Consider the following 25,915-nt stretch of genomic DNA (forward strand, 5'->3'; position numbering starts at 1 on the left):
ATCGCTGTTCGCGTCTCGGTTTTCCACTGGTCCTGCTCTTTATTGTCGTGACCGTGAATGTTTTTCGCAATAGGCGCTTGTGCAATCCAAATGCCTGTTCTATAGAGGCGCCGCTGGTCACGGAGTGTAGCGCAGTCTGGTAGCGCACCACGTTCGGGACGTGGGGGTCGCAAGTTCGAATCTTGCCACTCCGACCAGCTAAATCAATCCCTTAATTCCCCATTTTGCCCGGATCGCATTTCGATGCGGGGCAATTGCGTGCCTTTTCAAGGCACGTAAGCCGCTGCCTTGCAAAAGGCTGGCCTTGCACGCGGACAGGCTGCTCAAAATTCTGCGCAGGCCGCTGATCCGCGCTCTCACTCGACATTCTCTCCAGGGCGTGGAGTAGGGCGCGCACTTGTCGATATCGATGCCTGGAACGAACGCGGCTATACCGCCCGGATCACCGACCTCTTGCAGAGCCGCTCATTCGAATTCTTGGATCAGGATGTCTTGAATTTCGCTGCCGATGGCGACTTCGTGCAGCTTGCCGACCAATGGAATGCGCGAAAGGGATGGGACGACTATTCCAATGCCTCCATCGTGCATTTCATGCACGCCAAGCCAAACACGCAAGAATGCCTGCACCCGGAAAAGGCGACCTTCTTGGAGTACCGAAGACATACGCCCTGGCGGAAGACCAGGCTTCAGACAAGGCGCGACAGGCGCATTCGGACACTGATGCTTTCAGTCAGAAAAAAGTGGCAGCGATTCTGGGCCGCTTCCGGGTTCGGCGCGCCCAGCCGCGTCGATTAGGCGAGCCAGTCTGACAAGTGCCGGCAGGACTGCTGCCAGCAATATCTTGGCCAGATCGCTCAGCCCTGCTTTTCCAGAGCCCTGAGGACGGACTGGCCAATTGCCTGCGCCTGCAGCATCGAGGAAAAGTTGCCCTGCGCCGGGTGGGTGACGCCGCGATACTTTACGACAAAGCACCATTTGCCATTCGGGCGCTTTTCGATAGTCACGGCCGTTTCCGGTTTTTTGTCCGCGGTCATCTTCGTCTCCTTGCGATCCTGCGCGTCGTCGCGCCAGACCTGCCTGATATCCGCATGTCGCGGCTGATGTCCAGTTGCGTCTCGTTTGTGTCGGCTGTCTGGTCGTTATCGACACAATTTTGCGACCTTCGGCGGATCTTTTTGGAAACGTGTCGAAGCACCCCGGCCTGACGACAAGCGCGTCATGCGTTCACAGGAATGCACGAGGGACACTCGAACACTTTGATTCCAGAAGGTCTTATCCGACTTCAGTGATTCCATTTGCAAGCGGGATGCTGCTGGACAGCCGTCATCGCGCCAAGGAGCAGAGTTTTGAAGGCAGTCGCATCGACCAGCGTTCAGCATCCGCTGATCAGGAATCCTGTCGCGAATGACCGGAGAGGGCTCGCAAGGGCCCTGTTTGTCGTGCGATCAAAGTCTGGAAGGAGCTGTGGTCAGGCGGACTGTCCCACGACGTTTGGAAACGGTGAAACAGCCCTATCGGTCATCATGATCGACGCGCCAACTTACAAATGCATCGGCATATTTAAACCCTCAAATTTTATGGCCGCTGCTCAAGGTGAAGCAATTGCATGCGGTGTGCTGTTTCGGCACAGGGTGGCGCGGCAGGCCGTTGCGGGCGGTTATCCGAATGATGCCATCTCGCGGATCGGCAGGAGCCCGTGATGAAGCCTGCTTCAGGCGCGGAGGCCCGGAACCGCATGCGCGCCTTGTGATCGCGCCAATTGCTGTTCAATTGGAAACGGCCTGTTCACCCGGAGACGTCTTATCGGAGTGAACAACAAAGGCGATATTGCCTTCAGCAATCGTTCTCTCCGTGAGGCTCAGATGTTGAAGGAACCGATATTCACATTCCGCGAGATCGCCATATGGTCCGCCATTCTCGGTAGCGTGGTCGGGTACCAGCTTTGGCAGCACGCCGATCCCGCACCGCTGACGATGGTGCTTCCGAGCATCGAGCAGCGGTCGTGATTGCCGCATCATTCCTAAATCGAAATCGATTGAGGGACGAAAACATGCGGCAATCTTAAAGAGTTACAGCGCAGGTCGGTATTACTCTTCCGGCATGCCGTTGCGCCGAGCGGCCTGCAGCAACTCGATCTCGCCGGCCGTCGAGCCGAACTGGCCCTGAAGCCTTCGTGTTTCCTCCGCGTCGAGCCGGTACTTCCGCGCGAAGGCCTCGATCGTCACGGCCCGCCCAAGAAAGCCACGGTGCGGCGCGTCTTCCCGTTCATGGTCCAGCATCATGGTTGCCCTCCTTCCCTGTCCATGGAAAGTAGTGCAGCAGTCAATTTCGGAAAGATGCGTTGGCGCCATTCAGCGAGGCGTCGTGCAGATCGGTCGAAAAGAAAAGGGCCCTCGTGGGCCCTTTTCTGGTCGTGGGTGACTGCAGGTCAGCCGTCGATCGTGTCGATGATCTCGCTCGCCTTGCCTGCGCTGACGCGGCGAACTTCAGCATCCTCACGCCGAGCCGCAAACAGTTCGGTTGCCATCAACTGGTCGGCAAGATCGGCCGGCAGCGACAGGATCACGCGTGCGTCTTCCGTGTGGATGCCGCCGAGCGCCGAGCGTTTGGCCGTGATCATGCCGCCGGCCACCGTGTTGTTGGTGTCCGGGTCGATCAGGATGAAGGCGCCAGTCGTCCGGTTCTGCTCGTAAGGGTCGAAGATCGCCTGTTCGTCGAAGGCCAGGTGAACCTTGCCGATGGCGTTCATCGGCAGCTGCTCGGCCGGTTCCCACTTGCCGGTCTTCAGATCCAGCTGGCTTGCTGGCTGCACCTGGACACGTTGGCGGCGGCTGCCGCTTTTCAGCCAGTAGCGCTTGCCCGGCTGGATGCCGTCCGCCTGCAGCGCAACGATCTGGGCGTCGAAGGCAAGGCCCGTCAGCGGCTGGCTGTCGATGGCGACGATCATATCGCCACGCGAGACATCGACCTGGCGGTCGAGCACCAGCGTGATGGCGTCGCCCGCCACCGCCGCATTGCGCACGAGATCGAAGGTGACGATCTTGGTGACGTTGGCGACCATGCCGGAGGGCAGGATGACGACGCTGTCGCCCGGCTTCACCGAGCCGCCGGCAACCGTTCCCTGATAGCCGCGGAAACTCTCGCCTGGACGGGATACACGCTGCACCGGCAGGCGGAAGCCGACCGTCTGGGACGAGCGTGTCGTCGCCAGTTCAAGCACTTCCACCAGCGTGGGGCCGTCATACCAGGGCATGGAGGCGCGACCGTCGTAAACGACGTTCTCGCCCTTCAGCGCCGAAAGCGGAATTGCCGTGACCTGACGCACGCCAAGCGACAGCGCCAGCTCACGAAACTCGTGGCTGATCTGGTCGAACCGGGCACGGTCGTAGTCCGTCAGGTCGATCTTGTTGACGGCCAGGACGAACTGCTTGATGCCCATCAGCGTCGCGATGGTCGCGTGGCGCCGGGTCTGCTCGAGCAGGCCGACACGGGCATCGACCAACAGCACTGCGAGGTCGGCCGTCGAGGCGCCGGTTGCCATGTTGCGGGTGTACTGCTCGTGGCCGGGCGTGTCGGCGACGATGAACGAGCGCCGGTCGGTTGAGAAGTAACGATAGGCGACATCGATGGTGATGCCCTGTTCGCGCTCGGCCTGAAGACCGTCGAGCAGCAGCGCGAAGTCCGGCAGGCCAAGGTCGTTCTGCTTGCCGCTGGAATCACGCCGCAGTGTTGCCGCCTGGTCTTCCTTGACTGCTTTGGTATCCCAGAGCAGCCGGCCGATCAGCGTCGACTTTCCGTCGTCGACCGATCCGCAGGTGATGAGGCGAAGGGGACGACTGTCGCGCGTGGCGCGTGCCGTCTCGGAGGCCGGAAACGCCAGAACCTGGCCGGCTGCGTCTTCCTGAACGGCATTCGCGGTTGCTGGTGCGGTCATCAGAAATATCCTTCGCGTTTTTTCTTTTCCATCGAGCCGGATTGGTCACGGTCGATGGCGCGGCCCTGGCGTTCGGATACGGTCGCGGTTTCAAGTTCGGAGATGATGTCGTCGAGTGATGTCGCTTCGGAGCGGATGGCGCCGGTCAGCGGGAAGCAGCCGAGCGTGCGGAAGCGGATCACTTCTTCGCGCCTGGTTTCATCAGGCAAAAGCTCGAGACGCGAGTCTTCGGCAAGGATCATCATGCCGTCGCGTTCGACGACCGGGCGTTTCTTGGCGAAATAAAGCGGCACGATCGGAATGTCTTCGGCCTGGATGTAGCGCCAGATGTCGACCTCGGTCCAGTTCGACAGCGGGAAGGCGCGCACGCTCTCGCCCTTGCGCACCATGCCGTTGTAGACGTTCCAGAGCTCGGGGCGCTGGTTGCGCGGATCCCAGCGGTGGTCGGGGGTGCGGAACGAGTAGATGCGTTCCTTGGCGCGTGAGGCTTCTTCGTCGCGCCGGGCGCCGCCGAATGCCGCATCGTACTGGCCGGCGTCGAGCGCCTGGCGCAGGGCCTCGGTCTTCATGATGTCGGTATAGAGCGCCGAACCGTGGCTGAACGGCGTGACGTTTTCCGCAGCACCGCGCGGATTGACGTGCTCGATCAGGTCGAGGTCGTAGCGCTTCACGATCTCGTTGCGAAACGCGATCATCTCGGCAAACTTCCAGCCGGTGTTGACGTGCAGCAGCGGGAAGGGAACACGGCCGGGATAGAAGGCCTTGCGCGCCAGATGCAGCAGCACCGAGGAATCCTTGCCGATCGAGTAGAGCATGACAGGGCGATCGAACTCGGCGGCCACTTCACGGAAGATGTGGATCGCTTCGTTTTCCAGCGCCTTCAGATGCGGATCAAGCGGCGGCTTGGTGCTCTGCGGGTTATGCAGTTCCGTTTCCGGATGGGTAAGGGGCATTTCAGTCTCCGGGAGGATCTTGTCTTTTGAGGAGCGCGCCTGCCCTCAGGCGGCGCTGCTCGTGTTCGGGATAGTTGAGGTGGTTGCCTCGGGGACGTGGAGACCGCATTCGCGCTTCTCGTCGTTCTCCCACCACCAGCGGCCGGCCCGTTCGGGCTCGCCCGGCTTGATGGCGCGGGTACAGGGCTCGCACCCGATCGAGGGATAGCCTCGGGCATGCAGCGGGTTCACGGGAACGTCATTCGCGGTAACGTAAGCACGGATGGTGTCGATGTCCCAGTCGGCGAGCGGATTGATCTTGATGAGGCCGCGCTCTGCATCTGCTTCGGCAAAGGGCGTCGTTGCCCGGTTGCCGGACTGGCCGCGGCGAAGTCCTGTCACCCAGTAGCCGGCGCCCTCGAGTGCGCGCGCAAGGGGTTTAAGCTTGCGCACGTCGCAACAGGCATGCCTGGCTTCGACGCTGTCGTAAAAGCCGTTGGCGCCGTACTGCGCGGCATAGGCGTCGACATCGGCGCTCTCCGGGTGAAAACGCTTGATCAGGATACCGTAGGTCTCTTCCGTCTTGTCGATCAGCGCCACGGTTTCGTTGAAAAGGCGGCCCGTCTGCAGCGTTGCGACGTCGATCGAGAGATCGTTTTTGCCGATGACGGCGGTAATCACCTGATCCTCGATGCCGAGCGACGTGGTAAAGACGGCGCGACCTTCAAGCTCGGCGACGAACGCGAGACGTTCCGCGAGGTCCAGGCCTTCAAGCGCTTCGTTCAAAGCTTTTGCGGTGGCATCGAGGGGTGACGTGGTCATGGCTGCGTCCTGTTCCAACTATTCAGGAATATCGCAGCCGCACGTGAGAAGGGACAGAAATAGCGGTTTCTAATGCCGGGCGTTTGGAGCAAATCTGCCTCTCAGATCGAAAACCAGCGAAAAACGCAAGGTAAACTAGTAATTTACTAGACTTTATACTTGCCTTGGCGCCGTTGGCCCGGCCATTACATGAAAAGCGCGGGCCTTTCGGTCCGCGTTCCAATCGGTGGTTGGGTATTCGCGCCGGCTAGAATTCTGCCCAGCCCTTCTCCTGTTGGGCCGCAGGGCTGCGATAGACGGCGGCAAGCCTGCGGTTGAGCGTGCGTGCTGGCGAAGAGGCTGCCTGCTCGACGGAGGGGGATCCGACGAGATGCACCGGATGCGTCTGGCCGTTGCCGGTCTTGAAACGCATCAGGAGATCGTTGAGCGCACCGGCCTCCCGAGCGAGGCTATGGCTTGCAGCCGTTGACTGCTCCACCATCGCCGCATTCTGCTGGGTGCCCTGGTCGATCGAGTTGACCGCCGTGTTGATCTGCTGGATTCCGGCCGACTGTTCGCGGGCGCTTTCGACGATGGCCGTCACGTGGGCGCTGATTTCCTGCACCTCTGCAATGATGCCCTCCAGTGCCGCTCCGGTCTCGCGCACCAGGCTGACGCCGGATTTGACCTGGGCGCCGGAGGTGGCGATCAGCACCTTGATCTCCTTGGCGGCCTGGGCCGAGCGCTGGGCGAGTTCGCGTACTTCCTGGGCGACCACGGCAAAACCCTTGCCGGCCTCGCCGGCGCGAGCAGCCTCGACGCCGGCATTGAGCGCCAGGAGGTTCGTCTGGAAGGCGATGTCGTCGATAACGCCGATGATACTGGAGATCTCTCGCGAAGAGGCCTCGATGCCGCTCATGGCGGTGACGGCGTTGCCGACGATTTCGCCGGATTTTTCCGCCGCTCCGCGGGTTCTGGTGACCAGACTTCCGGCTTCCTCGGCGCGCCGGCTTGCGTCGGCGACTGTCGTTGCGATCTGGTCGAGGGCAGCGGCCGTCTCCTCGACGGAGGCTGCCTGCTGTTCGGTCCGCTTCGATAGGTCACCCGCCGCCGAGCGAATTTCGCTGGCGCCGGCATTGATGCTGCGGGCATTGTCGCCGACGGAGCGCAGGGCATCTTCCAGATTGCCGACCGAACTGTTGAAGTTGGTGCGAAGCGCGTCGAGCCGCTCGGCAAGCGGCGTGCGGATACGATAGGTCAGGTCGCCTTCGGCAAGGCGGTCGAGCCCGAAGGCCAGCGCTTCGACGGCCGCTTGCACTTCCGCAGTTTCCCTGGCCTTTTGTGCCTCGCGCTGTTCGCGCTCGCGCTCCGAAAGCGAGCGGCTTGCCTCCGCGTCCTGTTCCAGTCTTTGGCGTTCAAGCGCATTGTCGCGGAATACGGCGACGGCGCCTGCCATCTGGCCGATTTCATCCCGCCGCCCTTCACCGTAGATCAATGTCTTGAGGTTGCCGGCGGCAAGCTGCCGCATCGCTTCGCGCAGCTTCGAAAGCGGGCGGAAAAGTCCGGAGATGACGAACCACACCGTTGCTGCGAGTGTGGCGAGTGCGAGGCCGGCTATCACCGTTTGCCAAAGCGTCAGGGTGTTCTTTTCGGTGGTCGCTGCCCTGAGTTCGGTGTTTGCCACGGACAGCTGCAACTTGATCAGTTCGCTGATCGGCACGGCGAGGGGATCGACCGCGGGATAGAGCCGGGCATCGACGAAGCGCTCGAGTTCCGCCTTGTCCTGGCGATCGAGGATCTGCATGAGCGCGCGGATCGAAGCGTCGCTTTCCACCCGTGCACTATCGAAGCTCTCCGCGAGCGTCTTTTCCTCCGGCGTCAACCTGGTCGCCTCGTAGGCGCGCCATTGCGTGTCGATCGTGGAAAGGGCTGCCGTGATCGCTTCTTTGCCGGCGCCCCAGCCGAGGGCGCTGCTGCGCACCTTGTGGGTGGTGTCGACGATCTCGACCGCATACATGTCCGACACTGTCTTCAACTGATCGACTGGCACCAGTCGATCGGCAACGATGGATTCTGTGCGCTTGGAAATCGATGTCATCGCATTGAATGCCGTGACGATCATGACCAGCATGGCCACGGCGAGCAGCGACAAACAAATAAGCAGGCGTGCTTTGATTGTCATGGAAACGCTCTTCGGTTGCCCGCAAGGCAAATTCGTCCTCGTCCGATGGCTGCGGACGTACCGCTTGGACATCAGTTGGCGTGCTTGCCTTGGCAAGGGAGATGACGATGGTCCGATGGAGCACGCAAAATCTTTGCAGCCGATTGCCGTCATGGCACATCCGCCAAGCGTTCACTCCGTCTGATATAGACATAACAGGTGGAGATTAAAAATGGCTAAATTTTAAGCTGTTGAATAACACTTATGCAACCATCAGTTCGTGACTTGCGGCGAGGCCGACTGTCGGACTGCAGAACGCTGCCCTTCGCTCAAGATTTGTTGAACGACAGATGCTTTCGCCTCCGGAGCTTCGGGTTCAATCTCCAGGTCTCCAAGGCAAATGAAGGAGTGGCCGATGTTCGTGTTCTTTCCTCGCCGCGTTCTTATCGCAAGCATGGGGGTGATGCTTCTGGTTTCCGGCGCCTACGCCCATCATGGCTGGTCCTGGGCCGAAGCCGACCAGATCGAGCTGTCAGGCACGATCCGCGAAATCTCGATGGCACCGCCGCACCCGACGCTCCAAGTCGAAACCGAAAAGGATGGACTGTGGCGTATCGAATTGGGCAATCCCAGGCAGACGGAGCGCTCTGGCTTTGTCGAGGGTGTTGCCAATGTCGGCGATCAGATCGTCGTTCTCGGCAATCGCTCGCTCGATCCGGCCGAAAAGCGCCTAAAGGCGGTCCGCGTCAGCATCGGCGGCAAGACCTTTGACATCTATCCGGAACGCATCCGGACCGGTGGATGAGCGCGGCCGAGTTGCTTGAAGCGATCGCGGCCTGGCCACTTGCATCGGCGATGCGTCGATCCGCGATCCTCTATCTCGTCGTCAACGCGGGACACATCCTGGCGATCGCGCTTCTGGTCGGTGCGATTGTGCCGCTGGACCTGCGGCTGCTCGGTTTTTTCGGCAACACTTCGCTGGAAGTGCTTGGCCCCTTCCTCTCGCGCGCAGCCGCAGTTGGTCTGGCCCTCGTGGTCGTAACCGGCTTCTGCCTCTTCAGCGTGCGACCGGCGGCCTATGCGGGCAATCCGGCATTCCTCATAAAGCTGGCATTGCTGGCGGTTGGAGCGGTCAATGCCATTCTCCTGCAATCGAGCGACGCTTGGCGGACGGTTGCAGCTGGCGGCCCGATCGCAGGTACTGTGCGGCTGGCCGCCGGAATTTCCCTGCTCGTCTGGCCCGGCGCTTTGCTGGCCGGCCGCTGGATCGGCTTTCTTTGAAACAGGCGATCACTGATTTTTGGCGTGCAAAGCCGCACCGGCAGCGGGCCGGTGGCGGTCGCATGGTCGAGATCGTAGCGGCGATGGCGCGCAGATGGCGCCATCGAACAATCCCTATCTGTCGCTGACGGCCCAGCGCGGATTGACCCACGGCTCCTGGTTGGACCGGGCAAGCGGCTGCTTGCCGAGGATGTGGTCGGCGGCCTTTTCGCCGGTCATGATCGACGGGCTGTTGAGGTTGCCGTAGGTCACGTGCGGGAAGATCGAGCTGTCGGCGACGCGCAAGCCATCGACGCCGATGACACGCGTCGCCGGGTCGACCACGGCCATCGGGTCGTCCTTGGCGCCCATCCGGCAGGTGCCGCTGGGATGATAGGCGCTTTCCAGATGCTCGCGCAGGAAGGCGTCGATTTCGTCGTCCGTCTGCACCTTCTCGCCCGGCTGGATTTCCGGCCCGCGATACTGGTCGAAAGCCTGCTGGCCGAAGATCTCGCGGGTGAGGCGCACACAGTGGCGGAATTTCTCCCAGTCTTCCGGGTGGCTCATATAGTTGAAGCGGATGACCGGGTCGGCCATCGGGTCTGACGACCGAAGCGTGACGTTGCCGCGCGACTTCGACAGGTTGTAGCCGACATGCACCTGGAAACCGTGGCTCTTCGCCGCCGCCTTGCCGTCGTAGCTGATGGCGACCGGCAGGAAATGGTACTGGATGTCGGGTTGCCTGACGCCCGGCGCCGAGCGCAGGAAAGCGCAGGCCTCGAACTGGTTGGAGGCGCCGAGACCGCCCTTCGACAGCAGCCACTGCGCGCCGGCGACACCCTGCCAGAACCAGGGCAGCCAGGAATAGAGCGAGACCGGCTTGGTCGAGACCTGCTGGAAATAGAACTCCATATGGTCTTGCAGATTGGCGCCGACGCCGGGTCGATCGACCTTGACCTCGATGCCCATGTCCTTCAGGTGCTGCGCCGGCCCGATGCCCGAAAGCATCAGGAGTTTCGGCGAGTTGAAGGAGGAGGCCGAGACGATTACCTCGCGGTTCGCCTTTACGATCTCGATCTTGCCGCCGCGCTCGATCTCGACGCCGTTCGCCCGGCCGTTTTCGATCACCACCTTGCGGGCAAAGCAGCGCAGCAGCGAAACGTTCGGCCGCTTCATCGCCGGCCGGAGATAGGCGTTTGCCGCCGACCAGCGGCGGCCCTGCCAGACGGTCTGCTCCATCAGGCCGAAGCCTTCCTGCTTGGAGCCGTTATAGTCGTCGGTCAGTTCGAAGCCGGCCTGCTTGCCGGCCTCGATGAAGGCGTGAAACAGCGGGTTTTTCACCGGCCCGCGCTTGACGTGCAACGGCCCGTCGGTGCCGCGCCAGCCGGCCTCGCCGCCGTGAGAATGCTCCATGCGCTTGAAGTAGGGCAGCACATCCGCATAGGCCCAGCCGCGTGCGCCAAGATCCTCCCAGCGGTTGAAGTCCTCGGCGTGGCCGCGAACGTAGACAAGGCCGTTGATCGAGGAGGAGCCGCCGATGACCTTTCCGCGCGGCGCGGTGATGCGCCGGTTATTAAGGTTCGGCTCGGGCTCGGAATGATAGCCCCAGTTGTAGCGATCCATGCTCATCGGCCAGGCAAGCGCTGCCGGCATCTGGATGAACGGCCCGATATCAGAGCCGCCATATTCGAGCACGAGCACCGAATGCTTGCCGTCCTCCGACAAGCGGTAGGCGAGCGCCGAACCGGCCGAGCCGGAGCCGATGATGATGTAATCTGCCTGCATAGTCGTGCTCTTTCTTCTACCTGGCTGCCAGCGGCATGCCCCTCATCGGTGCGGTGAGGGATGCGCGCCTCATCCGGCTGCCGCCACCTTCTCCCCGCTTGCGGGGAGAAGGTACGTTGCGGTCATGTCCCACACATCCTCTTGGGCGTTCCGTATGCCTGTCCCGGCCGGGCGTGCAGATCGGCCACGTCCCCTCTCCCCGCTGGCGGGGAGAGGGTTAGGGTGAGGGGCAAGCCCCCAATCTCAATACGGCGCCTGCACCGGCCCCATGCCGACGTAAACCGTCTTCAACTCGCTGTAGTGGTTGAGCGCCGCCACGGAATTCTCGCGTCCGAAGCCGGATTGCTTGGAACCGCCGAAGGGGATCTCGACCGGGCAGAGATTGTAGGTGTTGATCCACAGCGTGCCGGCCTCCAGCTGGTCGACCACCCGATGGGCGCGGGTGATGTCGGCGGTAAAGACGCCGGCCGACAGGCCAAATTCGGTGGCATTGGCGCGCGCGACGACCTCGGCCTCGTCGTCGAAGTCGAGCACGCACATCACTGGGCCGAAGATTTCCTCGCGCGCGATTGTCATGTCGTCCGTGACGTCGGCGAAGACGGTCGGCTGGATATAGGTGCCCTCGGCGCTCACCGCGTTCGGGATGCCGCCGCCGGTGACGAGACGCGCGCCTTCTGACTTGCCCTTTTCGATATAGGAGAAGACCTTGTCGCGTTGTGCGCCCGACACCATCGGCCCGAGCTGGGTCGCCTCATCCATCGGGTCACCGATGATGATCGCTTCGGTGCGAGCCTTGAGGCGATCGAGGAACGCGTCCTTGATGCCCTTCTGCACGAAGACGCGGGTGCCGTTCGAGCAGACCTGGCCGGTGGAATAGAAGTTGCCGAGCATGGCGCCGCCGATGGCGCTTTCGAGGTCGGCGTCTTCGAACACGATCAGCGGCGACTTGCCGCCAAGCTCCATCGTCACATGTTTGAGTTCGGCGGCGGCAGCACCCGCCACCTTCTTGCCGGTCGGCACCGAACCGGTCAGCGAAACCTTGGCGACGTCAGGATGGTTGACCAACAGCGGTCCGGTGGTGCGGTCGCCCTGGATGACGTTGTATAGGCCCTTCGGCAGGCCGGCCTCGATCAGGATTTCCGCGATCTTCAGCGCCCCGAGCGGGGTGTTTTCCGACGGCTTGAACACCATGGCGTTGCCGGCGGCAAGCGCCGGCGCGCCCTTCCAGCAGGCGATCTGCTGCGGGTAGTTCCAGGCGCCGATGCCGACGCAGACGCCTAAGGGCACACGCTTGGTGTAGGCGAAGTCGCCGCCGAGGGGGATGTAGTCGCCGTTGAGCGCGGTGGCGATGACGCCGCCGAAGAACTCGAAACTATCGGCGCCCGATGTCGGGTCGGCGACGATCGTTTCCTGGATCGGCTTGCCGGTGTCGAGCGTCTCGAGTTCGGAAAGCTCGCGGTTGCGCTCGCGCATGATCTCGGCGGCGCGCTTGAGGATGCGGCCGCGCGCCGTCGGGCTCATGGCGGCCCATTCCGGCTGGGCGCGCTTGGCAGCGGCAATCGCCTTTTCGACGATCGCGGGCGTTGCCGCGTGCAGCCGGGCGATCACTTCGCCGGTTGCCGGATAGATGCTCTCGATGACGGTGCCGGCGGTGTCCTCGACATATTCGCCGTCGATGAAGTGCGAGGCTTGCGGTTGGGCTTTCATGTCATTCTCCCCGCGGATAGCGTTTGGATTCCTCGAGATTGTCGAGGTTCATATGGTTGCGCATGTAGCGCTCGGATGCCTTTTGCAGCGGCTGGTGGTCCCAGGGGTAATAGGCGCCGTTTCTCAGTGCCTCATAGACCACCCAGCGCCGGGCCTGGCTTTCGCGCACGGCGGCATCGAAGGCCTCCATGTCCCAGTGGGCGGCGCACATGTCCTGGAATGCCTGCAGCGTTGCCGAGTGCACTGGCGTTTCGGGATTGGCGGCGATGTTGTTCAACTCCAGCGGGTCGGCCTCGAGATCGTAGAGCTGATCCGGGTCGAGTGCGCAGTGGATGTATTTCCATTTGCCTTCGCGAATGGCGACCAGCGGTGCGTAGGAGCCTTCCGCCGCATACTCCATCAGCACCGGCTCGGTGCGCTCCTCGCCGTTGATGGCAGGCACCAGGCTGATACCGTCGGTCCAGGGCTTCACCTCGTCCATCGAGATGCCGGCAAGGTCGCAAAGCGTCGGCGTTACGTCGAGGTTTGACGTCGGAGCAAGGTGCAGGCCGGGCGTCACGCCGGGGCCCGCCACCATCAGCGGCACGCGGGCCGAGCCCTCGAAGAAGTTCATCTTGAACCAGAGGCCGCGCTCGCCGAGCATGTCGCCATGATCCGAGCAGAACAGGATCAGCGTGTTGTCGCGCATCCGGGTGCGAGTCAGCGTGTCCAAGAGTTCGCCGACCTTCTCGTCGAGATAGGAAATATTGGCGAAATAGGCGCGCCGCGAGCGGCGGATATTGTCTTCGGTGAGGTCGAAGTTGCCGTAGTCGCAGGAATGCATGATGCGCTTCGAATGCGGGTCCTGCTTTTCCTCCGCCAGCATGCCGACCTCTGGCAGAAGATGCTCGCAACCCTCGTAGAGATCCCAGAATTTCTTGCGTGCGACATAAGGGTCGTGCGGATGGGTGAAGGAGACGGTGAGGCACCACGGGCGGCGGCCTGCATCGTCGTTTTCGCGCGACAGCTGGTAGAGCTTCTGATTGGCGAGGAAGGCGACCTCGTCGTCATATTCCATCTGGTTGGTGATCTCGGCGGTACCGGCGCCGGTGACCGAGCCGAGATTGTGATACCACCAGTCGATGCGCTCACCGGGCTTGCGATAATCCGGCGTCCAGCCGAAATCGGCGGGATAGATGTCGGTCGTCAGCCGCTCCTCGAAACCATGCAACTGATCCGGCCCGACGAAATGCATCTTGCCTGATAGCGCCGTGTAATAGCCGGCGCGGCGCAGGTGATGGGCATAGGTCGGGATCGACGACTGGTATTCTGCGGCGTTGTCATAGACGCGGGTGCGGCTCGGCAGCTGCCCCGCCATGAACGAGGCGCGGGCTGGCGCGCAAAGCGGCGAAGAGGTGTAATTGTTGCGAAAGCGGGCGGAGCGCGCGGCAAGGGTCTTCAGGTTCGGCGCATGCAGGAAATCCGCCGGGCCGTCGGGAAAGAACTTTCCATTCAGCTGGTCGACCATGATGATCAGGATGTTCGGTCTGGCGGTCATGCGGGCCGTCCTTGGCGGTAGAGCTGGTCGAGATGCGAGGTGACATAGTCTTCGGTCAACGCGATCGAGGCTTCGATGCCGATCGGCGCGGAGCGCAGACTCTGGCGGATGTAAAGCCCGTCGATCATCGCAGCTGCGCCTTCCGCAATGCGTTCCGCGTCATCGACGGGGCAAAGGACTTTCAGGTTCGCCACCAGGTTGGAGCGCAGCCGCCGGGCATAGACGACGAGGAAGCGGCGCACGTCCTCCGAACGCTGGGCTTCGGAATAGAAGGCGAGCCATGCAGCAATGGTGTCGGGCGCAAACTGGCTTGCCTGGAACGAGACGCGGATCAGAGCGCTCAGTTTTTCGCGCGGCGCTGTCGCCGCATTCAGCGCCGTCACCGTATCGTCGCGCAGCTGCCTTAGAAGGCTACGCACGGTCTCGATCAGCAATTGCTCCTTGCTGCCGAAATAGTGATGCGCAAGGGCGGGGGAGACGCCAGCACGGCGGGCGATGTCGGACATGGTGACGGCAAGCGTGCCCTGATCGCCGATCACGCGCAGCGCCGCGTCCACCAGCGCCTTTCGGCGCACCGGTTCCATTCCGACCTTGGGCATCTGTCTCTCCCTTGACGATCGTTAGTTTATTTTTGATTGACTCATCAATCAATAAAAAACTTGGACGTTTTTGCTTTCTTTTTGCAGAGAAATCCGGCTCAATCCGATGGTGGCGTTCTGGATAGTCGAAGGACTGGAGGTTGAAATGACCTATGCATTCGATCCGGCTGGCAAGGCGGCGGTTGCCGGCAAATGGGGATGGTTCGTCGCGCTCGGCGTGCTCTTGATCATGTGCGGCGGTCTTGCCTTCGGCAACCTGCTGATGGCGACGGTGGCTTCGGTCTATTACGTCGGACTGATCATGCTGATCGGTGGCCTGTTCAATCTCGCCCACGCCTTCCAGGTCAAGGGCTGGGACAGTGTGCTCTATTGGGTCCTGAGCGGCGCCTGCTACGCCATTGCCGGGCTCTTCGCCTTCATCAATCCGGTGCTGGCCTCGTCGGTCCTCACTGTCCTGATGGCCATAGCGTTGATCGTCGCCGGTTGCTTCCGCATCTGGGTCAGCTTCAAGCTGCGGCCGATCCAGGGTTGGGGATGGGTCGCGCTTGGCGGTCTGGTGACGCTTGTCGCCGGTCTCATCATTGCCGCCGGTTGGCCGGTCAACAGCTTGTGGATCCTCGGCCTGTTCCTGGCGGTGGATCTGGTGATGCAGGGTCTGTCGCTGATTGCCTTCGGGGTCCTGGCGAAGGCCTAGGCTCCCTGCCTGCCGCCGCTCTCAAGAAGCGCTGAAAGCAACGCGAACATGTCGGCGCGCAGATCGGCAAGCTCGCCCGTCGCGAGCGCTTCCAGCCCGATCAGGGCGCCGTAGAGAATTTTCGCGCCGCTTCGGCTTGAGCTGGCCGAAAAGCCGCATCGCGCAAACAGTTCGGCGACATAGGCGAGCCGCCGCTGGTCGACGGCCTTGAGTACAGCCGCAGCGGCACTGTCGTAACGCGCCCATTCGCGGATCGCACCTTCCGTCCGCACGCCACCATAAGCGAGGTTGCGATCATCGGTGGCAGCCTCCACCAGCAGCCTCAGTTGTTCGCGCCCCGACCCGTCGTTCGCTTCGACATCGGCGATGATGGCATCCGTGGCTTGGCCGGCCCAGTGTTCCAGCATCTGCGCCTTGAGATCGGGCACATCCTTGAAATGCCAGTAGAACGAACCTTTGCTGACCTTCAGATCGCGCGCGATCGCCTCTGCCCTGATCGCCTGCACGCCGCCTGAAGACAGCGCACGGAAGGCCGCCTTGATCCAGTCTTCGCCCGAAAGAGGTGTTTTCGTCATCATGTCGCACCCATACGCCACCGTATTGACATGCGCAATGGTCGCGCCTACATACGCTGCCGTATGGTGCGTTTTTGGAGACGAGATCATGAATCGTTGGCTTCTTTCGGCAGCAGCAATTTCCCTTCTGACCACGGGCATTCATGTGCTGGCGGGCGGACCCGATGTGCACGATCCGTTGCTTGCCATCGATATGCCGCCGGTGCTCAAGGTCTATGTGTCGCTGCTTTGGCATGCGACGTCGGCGGTTCTTGCTGTCAACAGCGTCGCATTGCTTTGGGCATCGATCAGCCGCCGATATCGCGAGGCGCTCACCGGTGCCGTCGTCGCGCAATATCTCGGCTATGCCGGCCTCTTCATCGGCTACGGGCTCGCCTATGTCGGGACGCTCTGGCAGACGCCACAGTGGGCCGTGTTCCTGCTGATTTCCGCTCTCGCTCTGGTGGGCTTGCGTTCCGCGCCGTCGGACTTGAGCCGGCTGGCCGCCTGAGTGCGGTGGCCCCAACCTTGCGAGGGAGGATAAGTTGGTCGCACTTGTGTCTGCTTCGGCAATTTGCCTTGTTCTTTCGGTGATATCAGCCCTTCACGCCTATTGGGCATATGGTGGACTCTGGCCGGGCTGCGATGAAGCGTCGCTCGTGAAGAGCGCCCGGCCTGGAGACCATGCCGCCCACGGGATTGACGATGGCGGTCGCACTCCTGATCTTCATTGCCGGCCTTTTGCCGCCGATGTTCGTTTCGGGTGTGCCATCGGGCCTGCCGGCGAACCTGTTGTGGACGGGGATGGTGGTTCTCGCGACAATCTTTCTTGTCCGTGGCAGTCTTGCGCTCCTGCCCATCTTCCGCAGGCGTCATCCGCAGGAGCCGTTCGCGACGCTCGATCGGCATATCTACGGGCCTTTGTGCCTGCTCATCGGTGCCGCCTATGTCATCGTTCTCGCTTCCGCCTGAACCTGTTGCGAGGCATTTTCGGCAATTTCGGAAAACTTGATGAAACCACTGATTTTATTAGAAAGTTCGACAATGACCAGTACTGGCGAAGCTGTCACATAGCTTTCATCAAAGCTTCATATTGAGGAAAGACTTCGTTGACCGTTGGCCGCCATCCTGCGGCCGTCCGATCGTCCGTTCTCAATCTTCTGGAGCCCGGCATGTCCGCCGCCCCCGCCGAAATTCTCTCGCTTCGCCGGTTCGGCGACGACCAGATCGTAACGCTTGCTAAGCTTGTGATCGAAAGCGCCTTCCAGCCGATCGTCGAGGCGGCAACCGGGGCCGTCTTCGGCTACGAGTCGCTGATGCGCGGCTTTCAGAAGCTGGGCTTTGCCTCGCCGCTCGAATTGCTCGACAAGGCGGAGGAGGCCGGCCAGCTGCTGGCGCTGGAGCATATGGTCAACAGCCGTGCCGTGGCCGCCTTTGCAACGTTGCCGGAGTTTTCGACCCGTACGCTGTTCCTGAACTTCGATTCGCGCCTGGTCGGCGGCGAAAACGCCATCGTCGAGCGCCTCGTCAATCATCTGAAGCGCGCCAACATCGCGCCGTCGTCCCTGTGTTTCGAGCTGTCGGAACGTTTCGACAGCGGCAAGATGCCGGATTTTTCGGCGCTGGTGCGCGAACTCCGGCTCGCCGGCTTCAAGCTGGCCATCGATGATTTCGGCGCCGGTTTCAACGGCTTGAAGCTGCTCTGCGATCAACCCGTCGATTACGTGAAGATCGATCGGCATTTCATTTCCGGTATCGACGCCGATGCGCGCAAGCGTCACCTCGTGCGCCACACCGTCAACACCGCACATGTGCTCGGAACCAGAGTGATCGCCGAGGGCGTCGAGACCGAAGCCGAGTTCCAGACCTGCCGCGATCTCGGCTGCGACCTGGTACAGGGCTATTTCATCGCCCGGCCGACGACGCACCTAAGTGAATTGCAGCCGACCTATCCGCATCTGGCCCTGAACGGCGGCGGCCACCGGTCGTCGGCCACGCTCGACAGCATCCTCATCCGCAAGCAGATCGAACAGTTGCCGGCGGTGCGCGAAAGCGATGAGCTCGAATCCGTCTTCGATCTTTTCCGGTTGAATCCACGGCAGGCCTTCTTTCCGGTGCTCAACGCCAATGGCGAGCCACGCGGCATCCTGCACGAGTACCACGTCAAGGAGATGATCTATCATCCCTTCGGCCGCGACCTTCTGAAGAACCGGCTCTACCAGCGCCGCATCTCGCATTTCGCAAGCCCCGCGCCGATCGCCGATCTCGATACGCCGGCCGACGAGATGCTGAAGATCTTTGCCGGCATGGACGGCAGCGACTGCGTAATCCTGACTGAAAACATGCGCTACGCCGGCATCCTGTCGGCATCGTCACTGTTGAAGATCATCAATGAGAAGCAGCTGAAGACGGCGCAGGAGCAAAACCCGCTGACCGGGTTGCCCGGAAACCGCGCCATCCGCGATTACGTTCAGGATGCGATCCTCGATGGTGATCAGCCCCGCTATTTCTGTTACTGCGACTTCGACAATTTCAAGCCTTTCAACGATACCTACGGTTTCCAGAAGGGCGATCTGGCGATCACGCTTTTCGCAGCCCTGCTGCGGCGGCACTTCATCGGCGAGGAAAAATTCCTCGGCCATGTCGGCGGCGACGATTTCTTCGTCGGCATCAGCGGCTGCACCGTCGACGAGTTGCAGGCCGTTCTTCACCGTCTGCAGGACGATTTCGCTTCCGACGTGCGCCAGCTTTACCTGCCGGAGCATCAGGCCGAGGGGCGCATCAGCGGTCATGGCCGCGATGGCACGGCCAAGGATTTTCCGCTGATGCGCTGTTCGATTGCCGTTCTCGGGCTGCCGGAGGGCTTCGTCTTCTCGGATGGCCAGGCCGTCAGCGCCCGCATCGCCGAAATCAAGTCCCGCGCCAAGGCCAGCCCCGGCGGGCTTGTGCTGGAGGCGCTCGGCGTCTGACGCGTGGATTGGCAAACACCTTGTCGTCGGCAGTCAGTGCCGCCGCGCCAATCTAGTCCTGGGTTTTCGGCAGGCGGTGGACGAGGTAGTCGCGCATCTGGGCCAGTGCCATGTCGCGTGTCAGTCCTTCCGATTGCAGCCCGAGCCGCAGCCACAACCCGTCGATCAACGACGTAATGGCAAGCGCCACAGCTTCGCACTCGCCCGCCGGCAGTATGTGCGTCAGCGCCGACAGCAGGTTCGACCGCATCCTTGCATGAATGATCGTCTGAATCCGCGCCAGTTGCGGTTCGCGCGGCACCTCGGCGCAAAGCGACAGCCAGGCATGGCAGACGGAGGGCTGGAAGAAGCGCTCCTCGAAATTGGCCTCGATGATTGCGTCCAGCCGCTCAAGCGGCGTGCGCGCGCGGTTCAGCCGTTCGACCACCGCTTCCTTTAAGGCAGCATTCGCCTCGCGCATGGCATGCTCGAAAAGCTCCTGCTTGTTGGCAAAATAATGCAGTACGATGCCCTTGGAGGCGCCGGCATGTGTCGCCACCTTTTCCAGGGTCGCCCCGGCCATTCCCTCTTTCTGCAAGACCTCGAAGGCCGCCCGCCGCAGCTCGCGGCGCCTGATCTCGCTGATCTTCGTCAATCGCATGCGTCTTCTCCCCAGCGATTCTCACATTGACAAACTTTCCAGGAAGATCAATTGTTGACCCATGGGTCAATTTAAAGTCCGGATGGACAATTGGGGGATCGTGATGCTGCATTGGAAGAGCCTGATTTCTGCCGCTGCTCTGTTGACCGCCACGAGCTCCGCCTTTGCGGGCGATCCGCAGGCATGCAAAAGCGTGCGGTTGGCGGAGCCGGGCTGGAACGATCTGGCCTTTACGACCGGCGTCGGGTTGAGCCTGCTGAAGGCGCTCGGATATGAGCCGGAAAGCAAGCTTCTCGGCATCGACGTCATCTACACGAGCCTGCGCAGCAAGGATCTCGACGTCTTTCTCGGCTACTGGGATCCGGCGATGGTCGCTTACTACAAGCCCTACCGGGAGGACGGTTCGGTCGAGATGGTGCGAACCAATCTCGAGGGGGCAAAATATACCTTTGCCGTTCCCGACTACGTCTGGGAAGCGGGCGTCAAGGATTTCTCGGATCTGAAAACCTTCGCCGAGAAATTCGAAAGGAAGATGTATGGCATCGAGCCGGGCTCCAATCAGTTGATGCTCGACGCGATCAAGGATCCGGATCTTGGTCTGGCAGACTGGGAAGTGGTTGAGTCGAGCGAGCAGGGCATGCTGTCCGAGGTGACGCGCAAGGTACGCGACAAGGCCTTCATCGTGTTCCAGGGTTGGGCGCCACATCCGATGAACACCGTGTTCTCGGTGAAGTACCTGACGGGTGGCGACAAATTCTATGGCCCGAACTTCGGCGCGGCGACGGTGGCGACTCAGGTCCGCAAGGGGTACCTCCAGGAATGCCCGAATGTCGCTCGGTTGCTGAACAACCTCGTTTTCGATGTCGATTTCGAGAACCGCGGCATGGGCTATCTGATGAATGACGGCCTGTCGCCCGACGAGGCAGGGGTCAAGTCGATTAGGCAAGAACCGCAGCGTCTCGAAACATGGCTCGCGGGCGTGACGACCTATGACGGGCAGCCGGGGCTGGCGGCGGTCAAAGCCGCGCTCGGTCTTTGAGCGTGATTGACCAGCAGTCGTGGGTGGCCGCCAAGCGGCGGATGGAACTGCCCGGAGGCAGGCAGTTCGCCTATGTCGATCACGGGCGGGGGCCGGCACTCCTTCTGTTACACGGTTATTCCGATACCAGCCGCAGTTTTTCGCTGATTGCTCCATCCTTGGACGGATATCGCCTGATCATTCCGGACCTTGGCGGGCACGGTGGCTCGATGCCCACGGAAGGGCTGTCGGTTGCCGAACTCGCCCGCGATGTCGATGGTCTGGTCGATCGGCTGGCCGTTCCCGAATATGCGCTTGTCGGCCATTCCATGGGTGCGATGGTTGCTATCGAAATTGCCGCCCGTCGACGGCAGGCGGTCCGCGCAGTCGTCCTGCTCTCGGGGAGCCTCAAGCCGGACTTCGGGCCAAGGACGGATGTCGCCCGAGCGATACGTGCCCTCAAGGACCCGCTTGGCGCCGGCGACGCCTTCTTCGATCGCTGGCATGCCTGCAGCCGGCCGGTCGACACGGCGTTCCTGATGCATCTGCGCCGCGAAGCAGCAGCCATCCCGACAAGCACTTGGCGTACGCTCCTGGATGCGCTCGCGGAGGCGGACCTTACGTCGCGTGCGGCGCAGGTCAGGGCGCCGGTGCTGTGCATCGCGGGAGCACAGGATCCGCTTTTTGACGTCGGCCATCGGCAAGTTCTTGCAGAAACCTTCGCCTCTGTCCGCTCGATCACGCTCGAAGGCCACGGCCACAACCCGCATTGGGAAAACCCGGCCGAGGTCGCGGCGCTGGTCCTTTCGTTTCTCGGCGACGAAGGCGGCTGGCCCGGATCGACATCGGACCTTTCCGCGACGCATGCGCGGCGCTAGGTATGGCGCGTGAAACTTGAAAGGTTACGCCATGCCGATTCCGTCTGAAATGACCTTCGTCGATCTTCCGTCCCCCGGTGGTCCGGAGAATATGCAGCTGAAGACGGGACCGTTGCCGACGCTCAAGCCGGGCGACATTCTTCTGCGGGTAGAGGCCGCGGGCATCAACCGGCCCGATGTGTTGCAGCGCAAAGGCGATTACCCGCCGCCGCCCGGCGCAAGCCCCATTCTCGGGCTGGAGGTCGCCGGTGAAGTGGTGGCGCTCGGCGAAGGCGCACAAGGTTTTTCCATCGGCGACAAGGTTTGCGCGCTCGCCAATGGCGGTGGTTATGCCGAATACGCCGCGGTGCCGGCAACCCAGGCGCTTGCCTGGCCGAAAGGGTATGACGCGGTGAAGGCGGCGGCATTGCCGGAAACCTTCTTCACCGTCTGGGCCAATGTCTTCGATATGGCCGGCCTGAAAGCCGGGGAAACCATCCTCATCCACGGCGGCTCGAGCGGCATCGGCACCACAGCGATCCAGCTGGCAAAAGCCCTGGGCGCAGAGGTCTTCGTCACTGCCGGCAGCACCGAGAAGTGCCGCGCCTGCGAGGCGCTCGGCGCGAAACGGGCGATCAATTATCGCGACGAGGACTTCAAGGCGGTGGTGCTTGAGGAAACCGGCGGCCGGGGCGTCGACGTTATCCTCGATATGGTCGGCGGCCGCTACTTCGATCGCAACATCGCTTCGCTTGCCAAGGACGGCCGCCTCTCGATCATCGCTTTTCTCGGCGGTGCCAAGGTCGAGGCGGCCAACATCGCCCCGATCCTGACGAAGCGGCTGCACGTCATGGGTTCGGCACTCCGCCCACGCACGGAGTTGGAGAAACAGGCGATCCGCGACGGGCTGCTGGCATCTGCCTGGCCGTTGCTGGAAGCGGGAAAGGTGGCGCCCGTCATCCACGCGGTGCTGCCGTTCGAAAAGGTGGTAGATGGACACCGGATGATGGAAGAGGGCGACCATATTGGCAAGATCGTCATGACGATGCGCTGACGTACGACCTTCGTCGACCTTGCAATCCCGCGAAAATCACCTACCTTGGAACTATCGGTAACGAACAGAAAGGAAGGTGATCCAATGTCTAATGAGATTTCGGTCGTCGTGACAGGCATGGGAGAGGTGAACACGTCGAGGCAATCTTCGACCTGATCCCGCCTTCCTTCGGGTCCCAAACCCGGGCCAGCCACTTGGCCAAAACTCATGGAAAGGGTCGCCTCGCGCGGCCCTTTTCCATTTTTTTGCCACCGCGTCCGTGAACGCCCTCAGCCGTTGGCGGCTACCGCGTCACGGATCTGCAGCCAGGCACTCGGTTCGCGGTCGACGAATTCCTCTTGAATGTGCCTAAGCACCTTCCGTTGCCCGGAAAAGGGCACCATTCGAACAGCTTCGTCGCAACCCGGTCTCCACCTCGACCTCGCGCAGTGCTGCCTGCCAGGCGGTTTCGCCAGCCTCGATCGCGCCGGCGATCTGGCACCCTTTGCCCGCCAGGGATCCGTTGCGGCGCAAAAGGAGAACCTGGTGGGGGTCACCCGCTTCGCGCACGATGACGACGCAGACGGCAAAGGTTCTGATCGGAATTTCATGCCTTGGGAGGTCCTTGTCGCAATGGCGGCCGGACCATGCAGTTGCCCATCGTGATCCTCGACTGCGTTCCGGTCTGATATCCCAGGGAACGGGTGCCGTCAGATGCCGAAACGCCCGAGTGCCGGGATCTTGATCCCGGGTCTGGCAATGTCGAGACCGGCGACGAGGCCGAAGAAATGCAGCTCCAAGCCGCTGCGCATGCCCGCCGAAATACCCGCAAGGCCATAGAGCGTTGCATGCAGGTCGCGCCCATCGGCGTCGATCTGGAACAGTTTTCCCTCCGGCAGGTAATCTCGACCGACAGCATCCGGCGGCAGCACCGCATTGAGCTCCGGTACCGAACGCAGCACATGGGCAACGAAGGTGTTGGAATTCGGCCCCGGCCAGATCCGGTAGCCGCCGGCCGATGAATAGGGGTAGGCAGCGATCGCCACTTCGATCTTCGGGATCAGCCTGTCCGCCTCAGCGCCGGTCGCGGTCGCGACCAGGCGTGGCTCGTTCGAGTACCAGCGGGCATCCGCCCGATAGGCGTTCCTGCGGATCGGCTTGCCCCATCCGACCTTGTCGTAGCGGTTATAGGCCGCAGCACCCCGTTCCTTGGTGACGATCCAGGCGTGGCTGGCGACGGCTCCTTTGAGACCGCCCGTGGTGGCGGAGAAGATATAGACTGCCGCATCCGGGCTTTGTGCGGGCGTCGGCAGGATGCCTGCCGACGACCAGTCGGCGTCCCGCCAGCTCTGCGGGCGCTCCTTCATGTACCACCATCCGGCCGAGGCGAGCGCCGGCAAGAGATAGATCACCAGAAAGGCGGCAACGAGCCTGCGGACGAATTTCATGAAAGCCCCGGTTTCCTGTTGTTCGATTCCTGCTAAATGCATGCACCAATCTAGGAAATTTGAGGGCAAGGCATGTCGAATCCCGTTCTCGTCGAAGTCACCCGCGGCAATCTGGTCGAAAGCCGCCACCGCGGTCTGGTCATTGCTGTCGACGGTGATGGCCGGACGATCTTTTCGCTGGGGGATACCGACGCCGGCGTGTTCCCGCGGTCAGCCTGCAAGGCGATGCAGGCGCTGCCACTGATGGAAAGCGGCGCGGCCGATGCCTACGGCTTCGGCAACAAGGAACTGGCGCTTGCCTGCTCCTCCCATTCGGGCGAGCCGGAGCATGTGGCGTTGGCCGCAAAAATGCTGGCTGCCGCCGGCCGCGACGTCTCGGCGCTCGAATGCGGCGCTCACTGGTCGTCCGACCAGAAGACGCTGATCGGCCAGGCGCGCTCGATGGAGGCGCCGAGTGCGCTTCACAACAATTGCTCCGGCAAACATTCCGGCTTCGTCTGCGCCTGCTGCCATTCCGGCACCGAGGTGAAGGGCTATGTCGGCTATGATCACCCGCTCCAGCAGGAAATCCGCGGCGCCATGGAAAGCCTTACAGGCGCCATCCTCGGCCGCGACAATTGCGGCGTCGACGGCTGCTCGATCCCGACCTATGCAGTGCCGCTGAAGGGCCTTGCACATGGTTTTGCCAAGATGGCGACCGGCGTCGGCCTTGCGCCCGAGCGCGCCCGCGCATCGAAGCGGCTGATCGAGGCCTGCATGGCCGAGCCCTTCTACGTCGCCGGCACCAAGCGTGGCTGTACGCGGCTGATGGAAACGGCGCCTGGCCGGATCTTTGCCAAGACCGGTGCCGAAGGCGTGTTCTGCGCCGCAATTCCGGAGAAGGGCATTGCCATCGCCGTCAAATGCGAGGACGGCGCCACCCGCGCTGCCGAGGCGATGGTCACAGCGACGCTTGCCCGCTTCTTCCAGGACGAGCCAGAAGTACAGTCCGCGCTGATGGCGCAGGCCAACCACACTATGAAGAACTGGAACGGTATCGCGGTCGGCGACGTCAGGGTGACGGACGCCTTCGCCGCCTGAGATTCACAGGCTTGGAAGCGCGCGGGCAAGGAAACGGCCCGCGCGTTCTTGCACACGTCGCGCAGCCAATCGTGCTCCGCCCTCAGGCGGGCAGCAGCGTCACGCCCTTGTCGCGATAGGGCTTGAGGGCATCCTCATTCATGCCTTCCGGCACGATCAGCCCGGCAATGTCTTCCACATTGGCGACGTGATGAGGTGAAGCCGCGCCGAATTTTTCGGCGGTGGCCACGACGAAGGTCTCCGCCGCCTGTGCGAGGATCGCGCGCTTGACCGCTGCCTCTTCATAGTCGCCGGTCGAGAACCCGTGCACCGGATGGATCGCGGTGACGCCCAGGAAGAACATGTCGACGCGGATAGCGGCAATCGTTGCGACCGCGGCTGCACCTGTCGCCACCATTGAGTGTTTGTAGAGCCTGCCGCCGATCAGGATCACCTCCGCCTCGTGCCGTTCGAGTTCGGCCGCGATCGTCGGGCTGTGGGTGACGATCGTCAGCCGCATTTCACGCGGAAGCGCCCGAGCGATTTCGGCGTTGCTGGTGCCGCCGTCGAGAAAGATCGTTTGTCCCGGTGTGACAAGCCCAGCCGCCCTGCGCCCGAGCCGGCGCTTGACGTCGCCGGCAATCTCCTGTCGCGCGGCAAAATCCGGCAGGGCAGGGACGAGCGGCAACGCGCCGCCATGCACCCGCTGCAGCAGCCCTTCGGCCGCCATCTCCCGCAGGTCGCGGCGGATTGTATCTTCGGAAAGCTGCAGCTCGTCTGCCAGGCGCTTGGCGACGATCTCCCCGTCGCGGTTCAGCCGCGCCGAAATCAGCGCTCGTCTCTGTGTCGTCAGCATTCATTTCGCTCCTTGACTCTTCACGATATTGCACGAATTATCACAAATATTCCAGAATTATCTGGATATAT

26 protein-coding genes, 1 tRNA gene and 2 pseudogenes are annotated in these 25,915 nt (G+C 62.1%); 13 read left to right on the forward strand and 16 right to left on the reverse strand.

Features of this window, described 5'->3' with window-relative positions:
* The first annotated feature begins 120 nt into the window (after positions 1–120).
* A tRNA-Pro gene (locus AC1Q80_RS04680) sits at positions 121–197 on the forward strand.
* A gap of 91 nt (positions 198–288) precedes the next feature.
* Entirely contained in the window at positions 289–795 is a 507-nt protein-coding gene (locus AC1Q80_RS04685; protein ID WP_492359742.1) for a hypothetical protein, read from the forward strand.
* Between the two features lie 59 nt (positions 796–854).
* Here AC1Q80_RS04685 and AC1Q80_RS04690 read toward each other — a convergent pair whose 3' ends face one another.
* Positions 855–1,034, reverse strand: a complete 180-nt coding sequence (locus AC1Q80_RS04690) for a hypothetical protein (protein WP_173419266.1) — start codon at positions 1,032–1,034, stop codon at positions 855–857.
* Positions 1,035–1,862: 828 nt separating this feature from the next.
* Between AC1Q80_RS04690 and AC1Q80_RS04695 the strand changes: the two genes are divergently transcribed.
* A complete protein-coding gene (locus AC1Q80_RS04695; RefSeq protein WP_173419267.1) occupies positions 1,863–2,006 on the forward strand; it encodes a hypothetical protein in 144 nt (47 codons plus the stop codon).
* Positions 2,007–2,087: 81 nt separating this feature from the next.
* Here the strand turns inward: AC1Q80_RS04695 and AC1Q80_RS04700 are convergent, their stop codons facing one another.
* The 6 genes and pseudogenes from AC1Q80_RS04700 to AC1Q80_RS04725 form a co-directional block, all read right to left on the reverse strand.
* A complete protein-coding gene (locus AC1Q80_RS04700) occupies positions 2,088–2,282 on the reverse strand; it encodes a hypothetical protein (RefSeq protein WP_234941600.1) in 195 nt (64 codons plus the stop codon).
* Positions 2,283–2,428: 146 nt separating this feature from the next.
* Positions 2,429–3,934, reverse strand: a complete 1,506-nt coding sequence (cysN, locus tag AC1Q80_RS04705) for a sulfate adenylyltransferase subunit CysN (RefSeq protein ID WP_173419269.1) — start codon at positions 3,932–3,934, stop codon at positions 2,429–2,431.
* A complete protein-coding gene (cysD, locus tag AC1Q80_RS04710) occupies positions 3,934–4,887 on the reverse strand; it encodes a sulfate adenylyltransferase subunit CysD (protein ID WP_209787159.1) in 954 nt (317 codons plus the stop codon). The genes cysN and cysD overlap by 1 nt, the downstream gene beginning before the upstream one ends.
* A gap of 45 nt (positions 4,888–4,932) precedes the next feature.
* Positions 4,933–5,688 (reverse strand): phosphoadenylyl-sulfate reductase, encoded by a 756-nt coding sequence (locus AC1Q80_RS04715; protein WP_492359743.1) that lies wholly within the window; start codon positions 5,686–5,688, stop codon positions 4,933–4,935.
* A gap of 247 nt (positions 5,689–5,935) precedes the next feature.
* Positions 5,936–7,222: pseudogene (locus tag AC1Q80_RS04720) on the reverse strand (methyl-accepting chemotaxis protein); the annotation flags it as partial.
* A gap of 126 nt (positions 7,223–7,348) precedes the next feature.
* Positions 7,349–8,002, reverse strand: a pseudogene (locus AC1Q80_RS04725) (MCP four helix bundle domain-containing protein); the annotation flags it as partial.
* 241 nt (positions 8,003–8,243) lie between these two features.
* Here AC1Q80_RS04725 and AC1Q80_RS04730 point away from each other — a divergent pair.
* Together AC1Q80_RS04730 and AC1Q80_RS04735 are read left to right on the forward strand one after the other, a co-directional pair.
* Positions 8,244–8,633, forward strand: a complete 390-nt coding sequence (locus AC1Q80_RS04730; protein ID WP_173419273.1) for a DUF6152 family protein — start codon at positions 8,244–8,246, stop codon at positions 8,631–8,633.
* Positions 8,630–9,109: a DUF2214 domain-containing protein gene (locus AC1Q80_RS04735; RefSeq protein ID WP_173419274.1), complete on the forward strand. Its 480-nt coding sequence runs from the start codon at positions 8,630–8,632 to the stop codon at positions 9,107–9,109. Before AC1Q80_RS04730 ends, AC1Q80_RS04735 begins: the two co-directional genes overlap by 4 nt.
* Before the next feature lie 114 nt (positions 9,110–9,223).
* Here the strand turns inward: AC1Q80_RS04735 and betA are convergent, their stop codons facing one another.
* The 4 genes from betA to betI (AC1Q80_RS04755) all read right to left on the reverse strand — a co-directional run bounded on the left by betA (position 9,224) and on the right by betI (AC1Q80_RS04755) (position 14,716).
* Positions 9,224–10,873, reverse strand: a complete 1,650-nt coding sequence (gene betA, locus AC1Q80_RS04740; RefSeq protein ID WP_492359744.1) for a choline dehydrogenase — start codon at positions 10,871–10,873, stop codon at positions 9,224–9,226.
* A 243-nt stretch (positions 10,874–11,116) separates the two neighbouring features.
* The gene (gene betB / locus AC1Q80_RS04745; protein ID WP_492359745.1) at positions 11,117–12,580 is read right to left on the reverse strand and encodes a betaine-aldehyde dehydrogenase; all 1,464 of its coding nucleotides are present in this window, start codon (positions 12,578–12,580) and stop codon (positions 11,117–11,119) included.
* Between the two features lies 1 nt (position 12,581).
* Positions 12,582–14,117: a choline-sulfatase gene (betC, locus tag AC1Q80_RS04750; protein WP_173419277.1), complete on the reverse strand. Its 1,536-nt coding sequence runs from the start codon at positions 14,115–14,117 to the stop codon at positions 12,582–12,584.
* Positions 14,114–14,716 carry a transcriptional regulator BetI gene (gene betI / locus AC1Q80_RS04755; RefSeq protein WP_173419278.1) on the reverse strand — a complete coding sequence of 201 codons (603 nt, stop codon included), beginning with the start codon at positions 14,714–14,716 and terminating at the stop codon, positions 14,114–14,116. The genes betC and betI (AC1Q80_RS04755) overlap by 4 nt, the downstream gene beginning before the upstream one ends.
* A gap of 145 nt (positions 14,717–14,861) precedes the next feature.
* Between betI (AC1Q80_RS04755) and AC1Q80_RS04760 the strand changes: the two genes are divergently transcribed.
* Complete coding sequence (locus AC1Q80_RS04760) at positions 14,862–15,410, forward strand: HdeD family acid-resistance protein (protein WP_173419279.1); 549 nt, start codon at positions 14,862–14,864, stop codon at positions 15,408–15,410.
* Here AC1Q80_RS04760 and AC1Q80_RS04765 read toward each other — a convergent pair.
* On the reverse strand, positions 15,407–15,988 hold the full coding sequence (locus AC1Q80_RS04765) for a TetR/AcrR family transcriptional regulator (RefSeq protein WP_492359746.1): 582 nt from the start codon (positions 15,986–15,988) through the stop codon (positions 15,407–15,409). The genes AC1Q80_RS04760 and AC1Q80_RS04765 overlap by 4 nt on opposite strands.
* A gap of 85 nt (positions 15,989–16,073) precedes the next feature.
* Here AC1Q80_RS04765 and AC1Q80_RS04770 point away from each other — a divergent pair, with 85 nt between their 5' ends.
* The 3 genes from AC1Q80_RS04770 (at position 16,074) to AC1Q80_RS04780 (ending at position 18,933) form a co-directional block, all read left to right on the forward strand.
* Positions 16,074–16,475, forward strand: coding sequence for a hypothetical protein (locus AC1Q80_RS04770; RefSeq protein ID WP_492359747.1), 402 nt, complete (start codon positions 16,074–16,076; stop codon positions 16,473–16,475).
* Positions 16,476–16,648: 173 nt separating this feature from the next.
* Complete coding sequence (locus tag AC1Q80_RS04775; protein ID WP_492359748.1) at positions 16,649–16,936, forward strand: DUF3995 domain-containing protein; 288 nt, start codon at positions 16,649–16,651, stop codon at positions 16,934–16,936.
* Positions 16,937–17,136: 200 nt separating this feature from the next.
* Positions 17,137–18,933, forward strand: a complete 1,797-nt coding sequence (locus tag AC1Q80_RS04780) for an EAL domain-containing protein (protein ID WP_492359749.1) — start codon at positions 17,137–17,139, stop codon at positions 18,931–18,933.
* A 52-nt stretch (positions 18,934–18,985) separates the two neighbouring features.
* Here AC1Q80_RS04780 and betI (AC1Q80_RS04785) read toward each other — a convergent pair whose 3' ends face one another.
* A complete protein-coding gene (betI, locus tag AC1Q80_RS04785) occupies positions 18,986–19,573 on the reverse strand; it encodes a choline-binding transcriptional repressor BetI (RefSeq protein ID WP_209787144.1) in 588 nt (195 codons plus the stop codon).
* A 103-nt stretch (positions 19,574–19,676) separates the two neighbouring features.
* Between betI (AC1Q80_RS04785) and choX the strand changes: the two genes are divergently transcribed.
* Genes choX through AC1Q80_RS04800 form a run of 3 tightly spaced genes read left to right on the forward strand, consistent with a single transcriptional unit; the run spans position 19,677 to position 22,502 of the window.
* Positions 19,677–20,612, forward strand: a complete 936-nt coding sequence (gene choX / locus AC1Q80_RS04790) for a choline ABC transporter substrate-binding protein (protein WP_492359750.1) — start codon at positions 19,677–19,679, stop codon at positions 20,610–20,612.
* 2 nt (positions 20,613–20,614) lie between these two features.
* Positions 20,615–21,469 (forward strand): alpha/beta fold hydrolase, encoded by an 855-nt coding sequence (locus AC1Q80_RS04795; RefSeq protein ID WP_492359751.1) that lies wholly within the window; start codon positions 20,615–20,617, stop codon positions 21,467–21,469.
* A 31-nt stretch (positions 21,470–21,500) separates the two neighbouring features.
* Positions 21,501–22,502, forward strand: coding sequence for an NAD(P)H-quinone oxidoreductase (locus tag AC1Q80_RS04800; RefSeq protein ID WP_492359752.1), 1,002 nt, complete (start codon positions 21,501–21,503; stop codon positions 22,500–22,502).
* Positions 22,503–22,850: 348 nt separating this feature from the next.
* On the opposite strand, the gene AC1Q80_RS04805 is transcribed toward AC1Q80_RS04800, so the two are convergent.
* Together AC1Q80_RS04805 and AC1Q80_RS04810 are read right to left on the reverse strand one after the other, a co-directional pair.
* Positions 22,851–23,051, reverse strand: a complete 201-nt coding sequence (locus AC1Q80_RS04805; protein ID WP_492359753.1) for an NUDIX domain-containing protein — start codon at positions 23,049–23,051, stop codon at positions 22,851–22,853.
* A gap of 140 nt (positions 23,052–23,191) precedes the next feature.
* Positions 23,192–23,929, reverse strand: a complete 738-nt coding sequence (locus AC1Q80_RS04810) for a DUF3750 domain-containing protein (protein ID WP_492359754.1) — start codon at positions 23,927–23,929, stop codon at positions 23,192–23,194.
* A 72-nt stretch (positions 23,930–24,001) separates the two neighbouring features.
* Here AC1Q80_RS04810 and AC1Q80_RS04815 point away from each other — a divergent pair, with 72 nt between their 5' ends.
* Positions 24,002–25,009 (forward strand): asparaginase, encoded by a 1,008-nt coding sequence (locus AC1Q80_RS04815; protein ID WP_492359755.1) that lies wholly within the window; start codon positions 24,002–24,004, stop codon positions 25,007–25,009.
* Between the two features lie 82 nt (positions 25,010–25,091).
* Here AC1Q80_RS04815 and AC1Q80_RS04820 read toward each other — a convergent pair whose 3' ends face one another.
* Positions 25,092–25,844, reverse strand: a complete 753-nt coding sequence (locus AC1Q80_RS04820) for a DeoR/GlpR family DNA-binding transcription regulator (RefSeq protein WP_173419289.1) — start codon at positions 25,842–25,844, stop codon at positions 25,092–25,094.
* Positions 25,845–25,915 lie beyond the last annotated feature (71 nt).

It is taken from the genome of Ensifer sp. GW823-FHT05D09 (genome assembly GCF_058795755.1).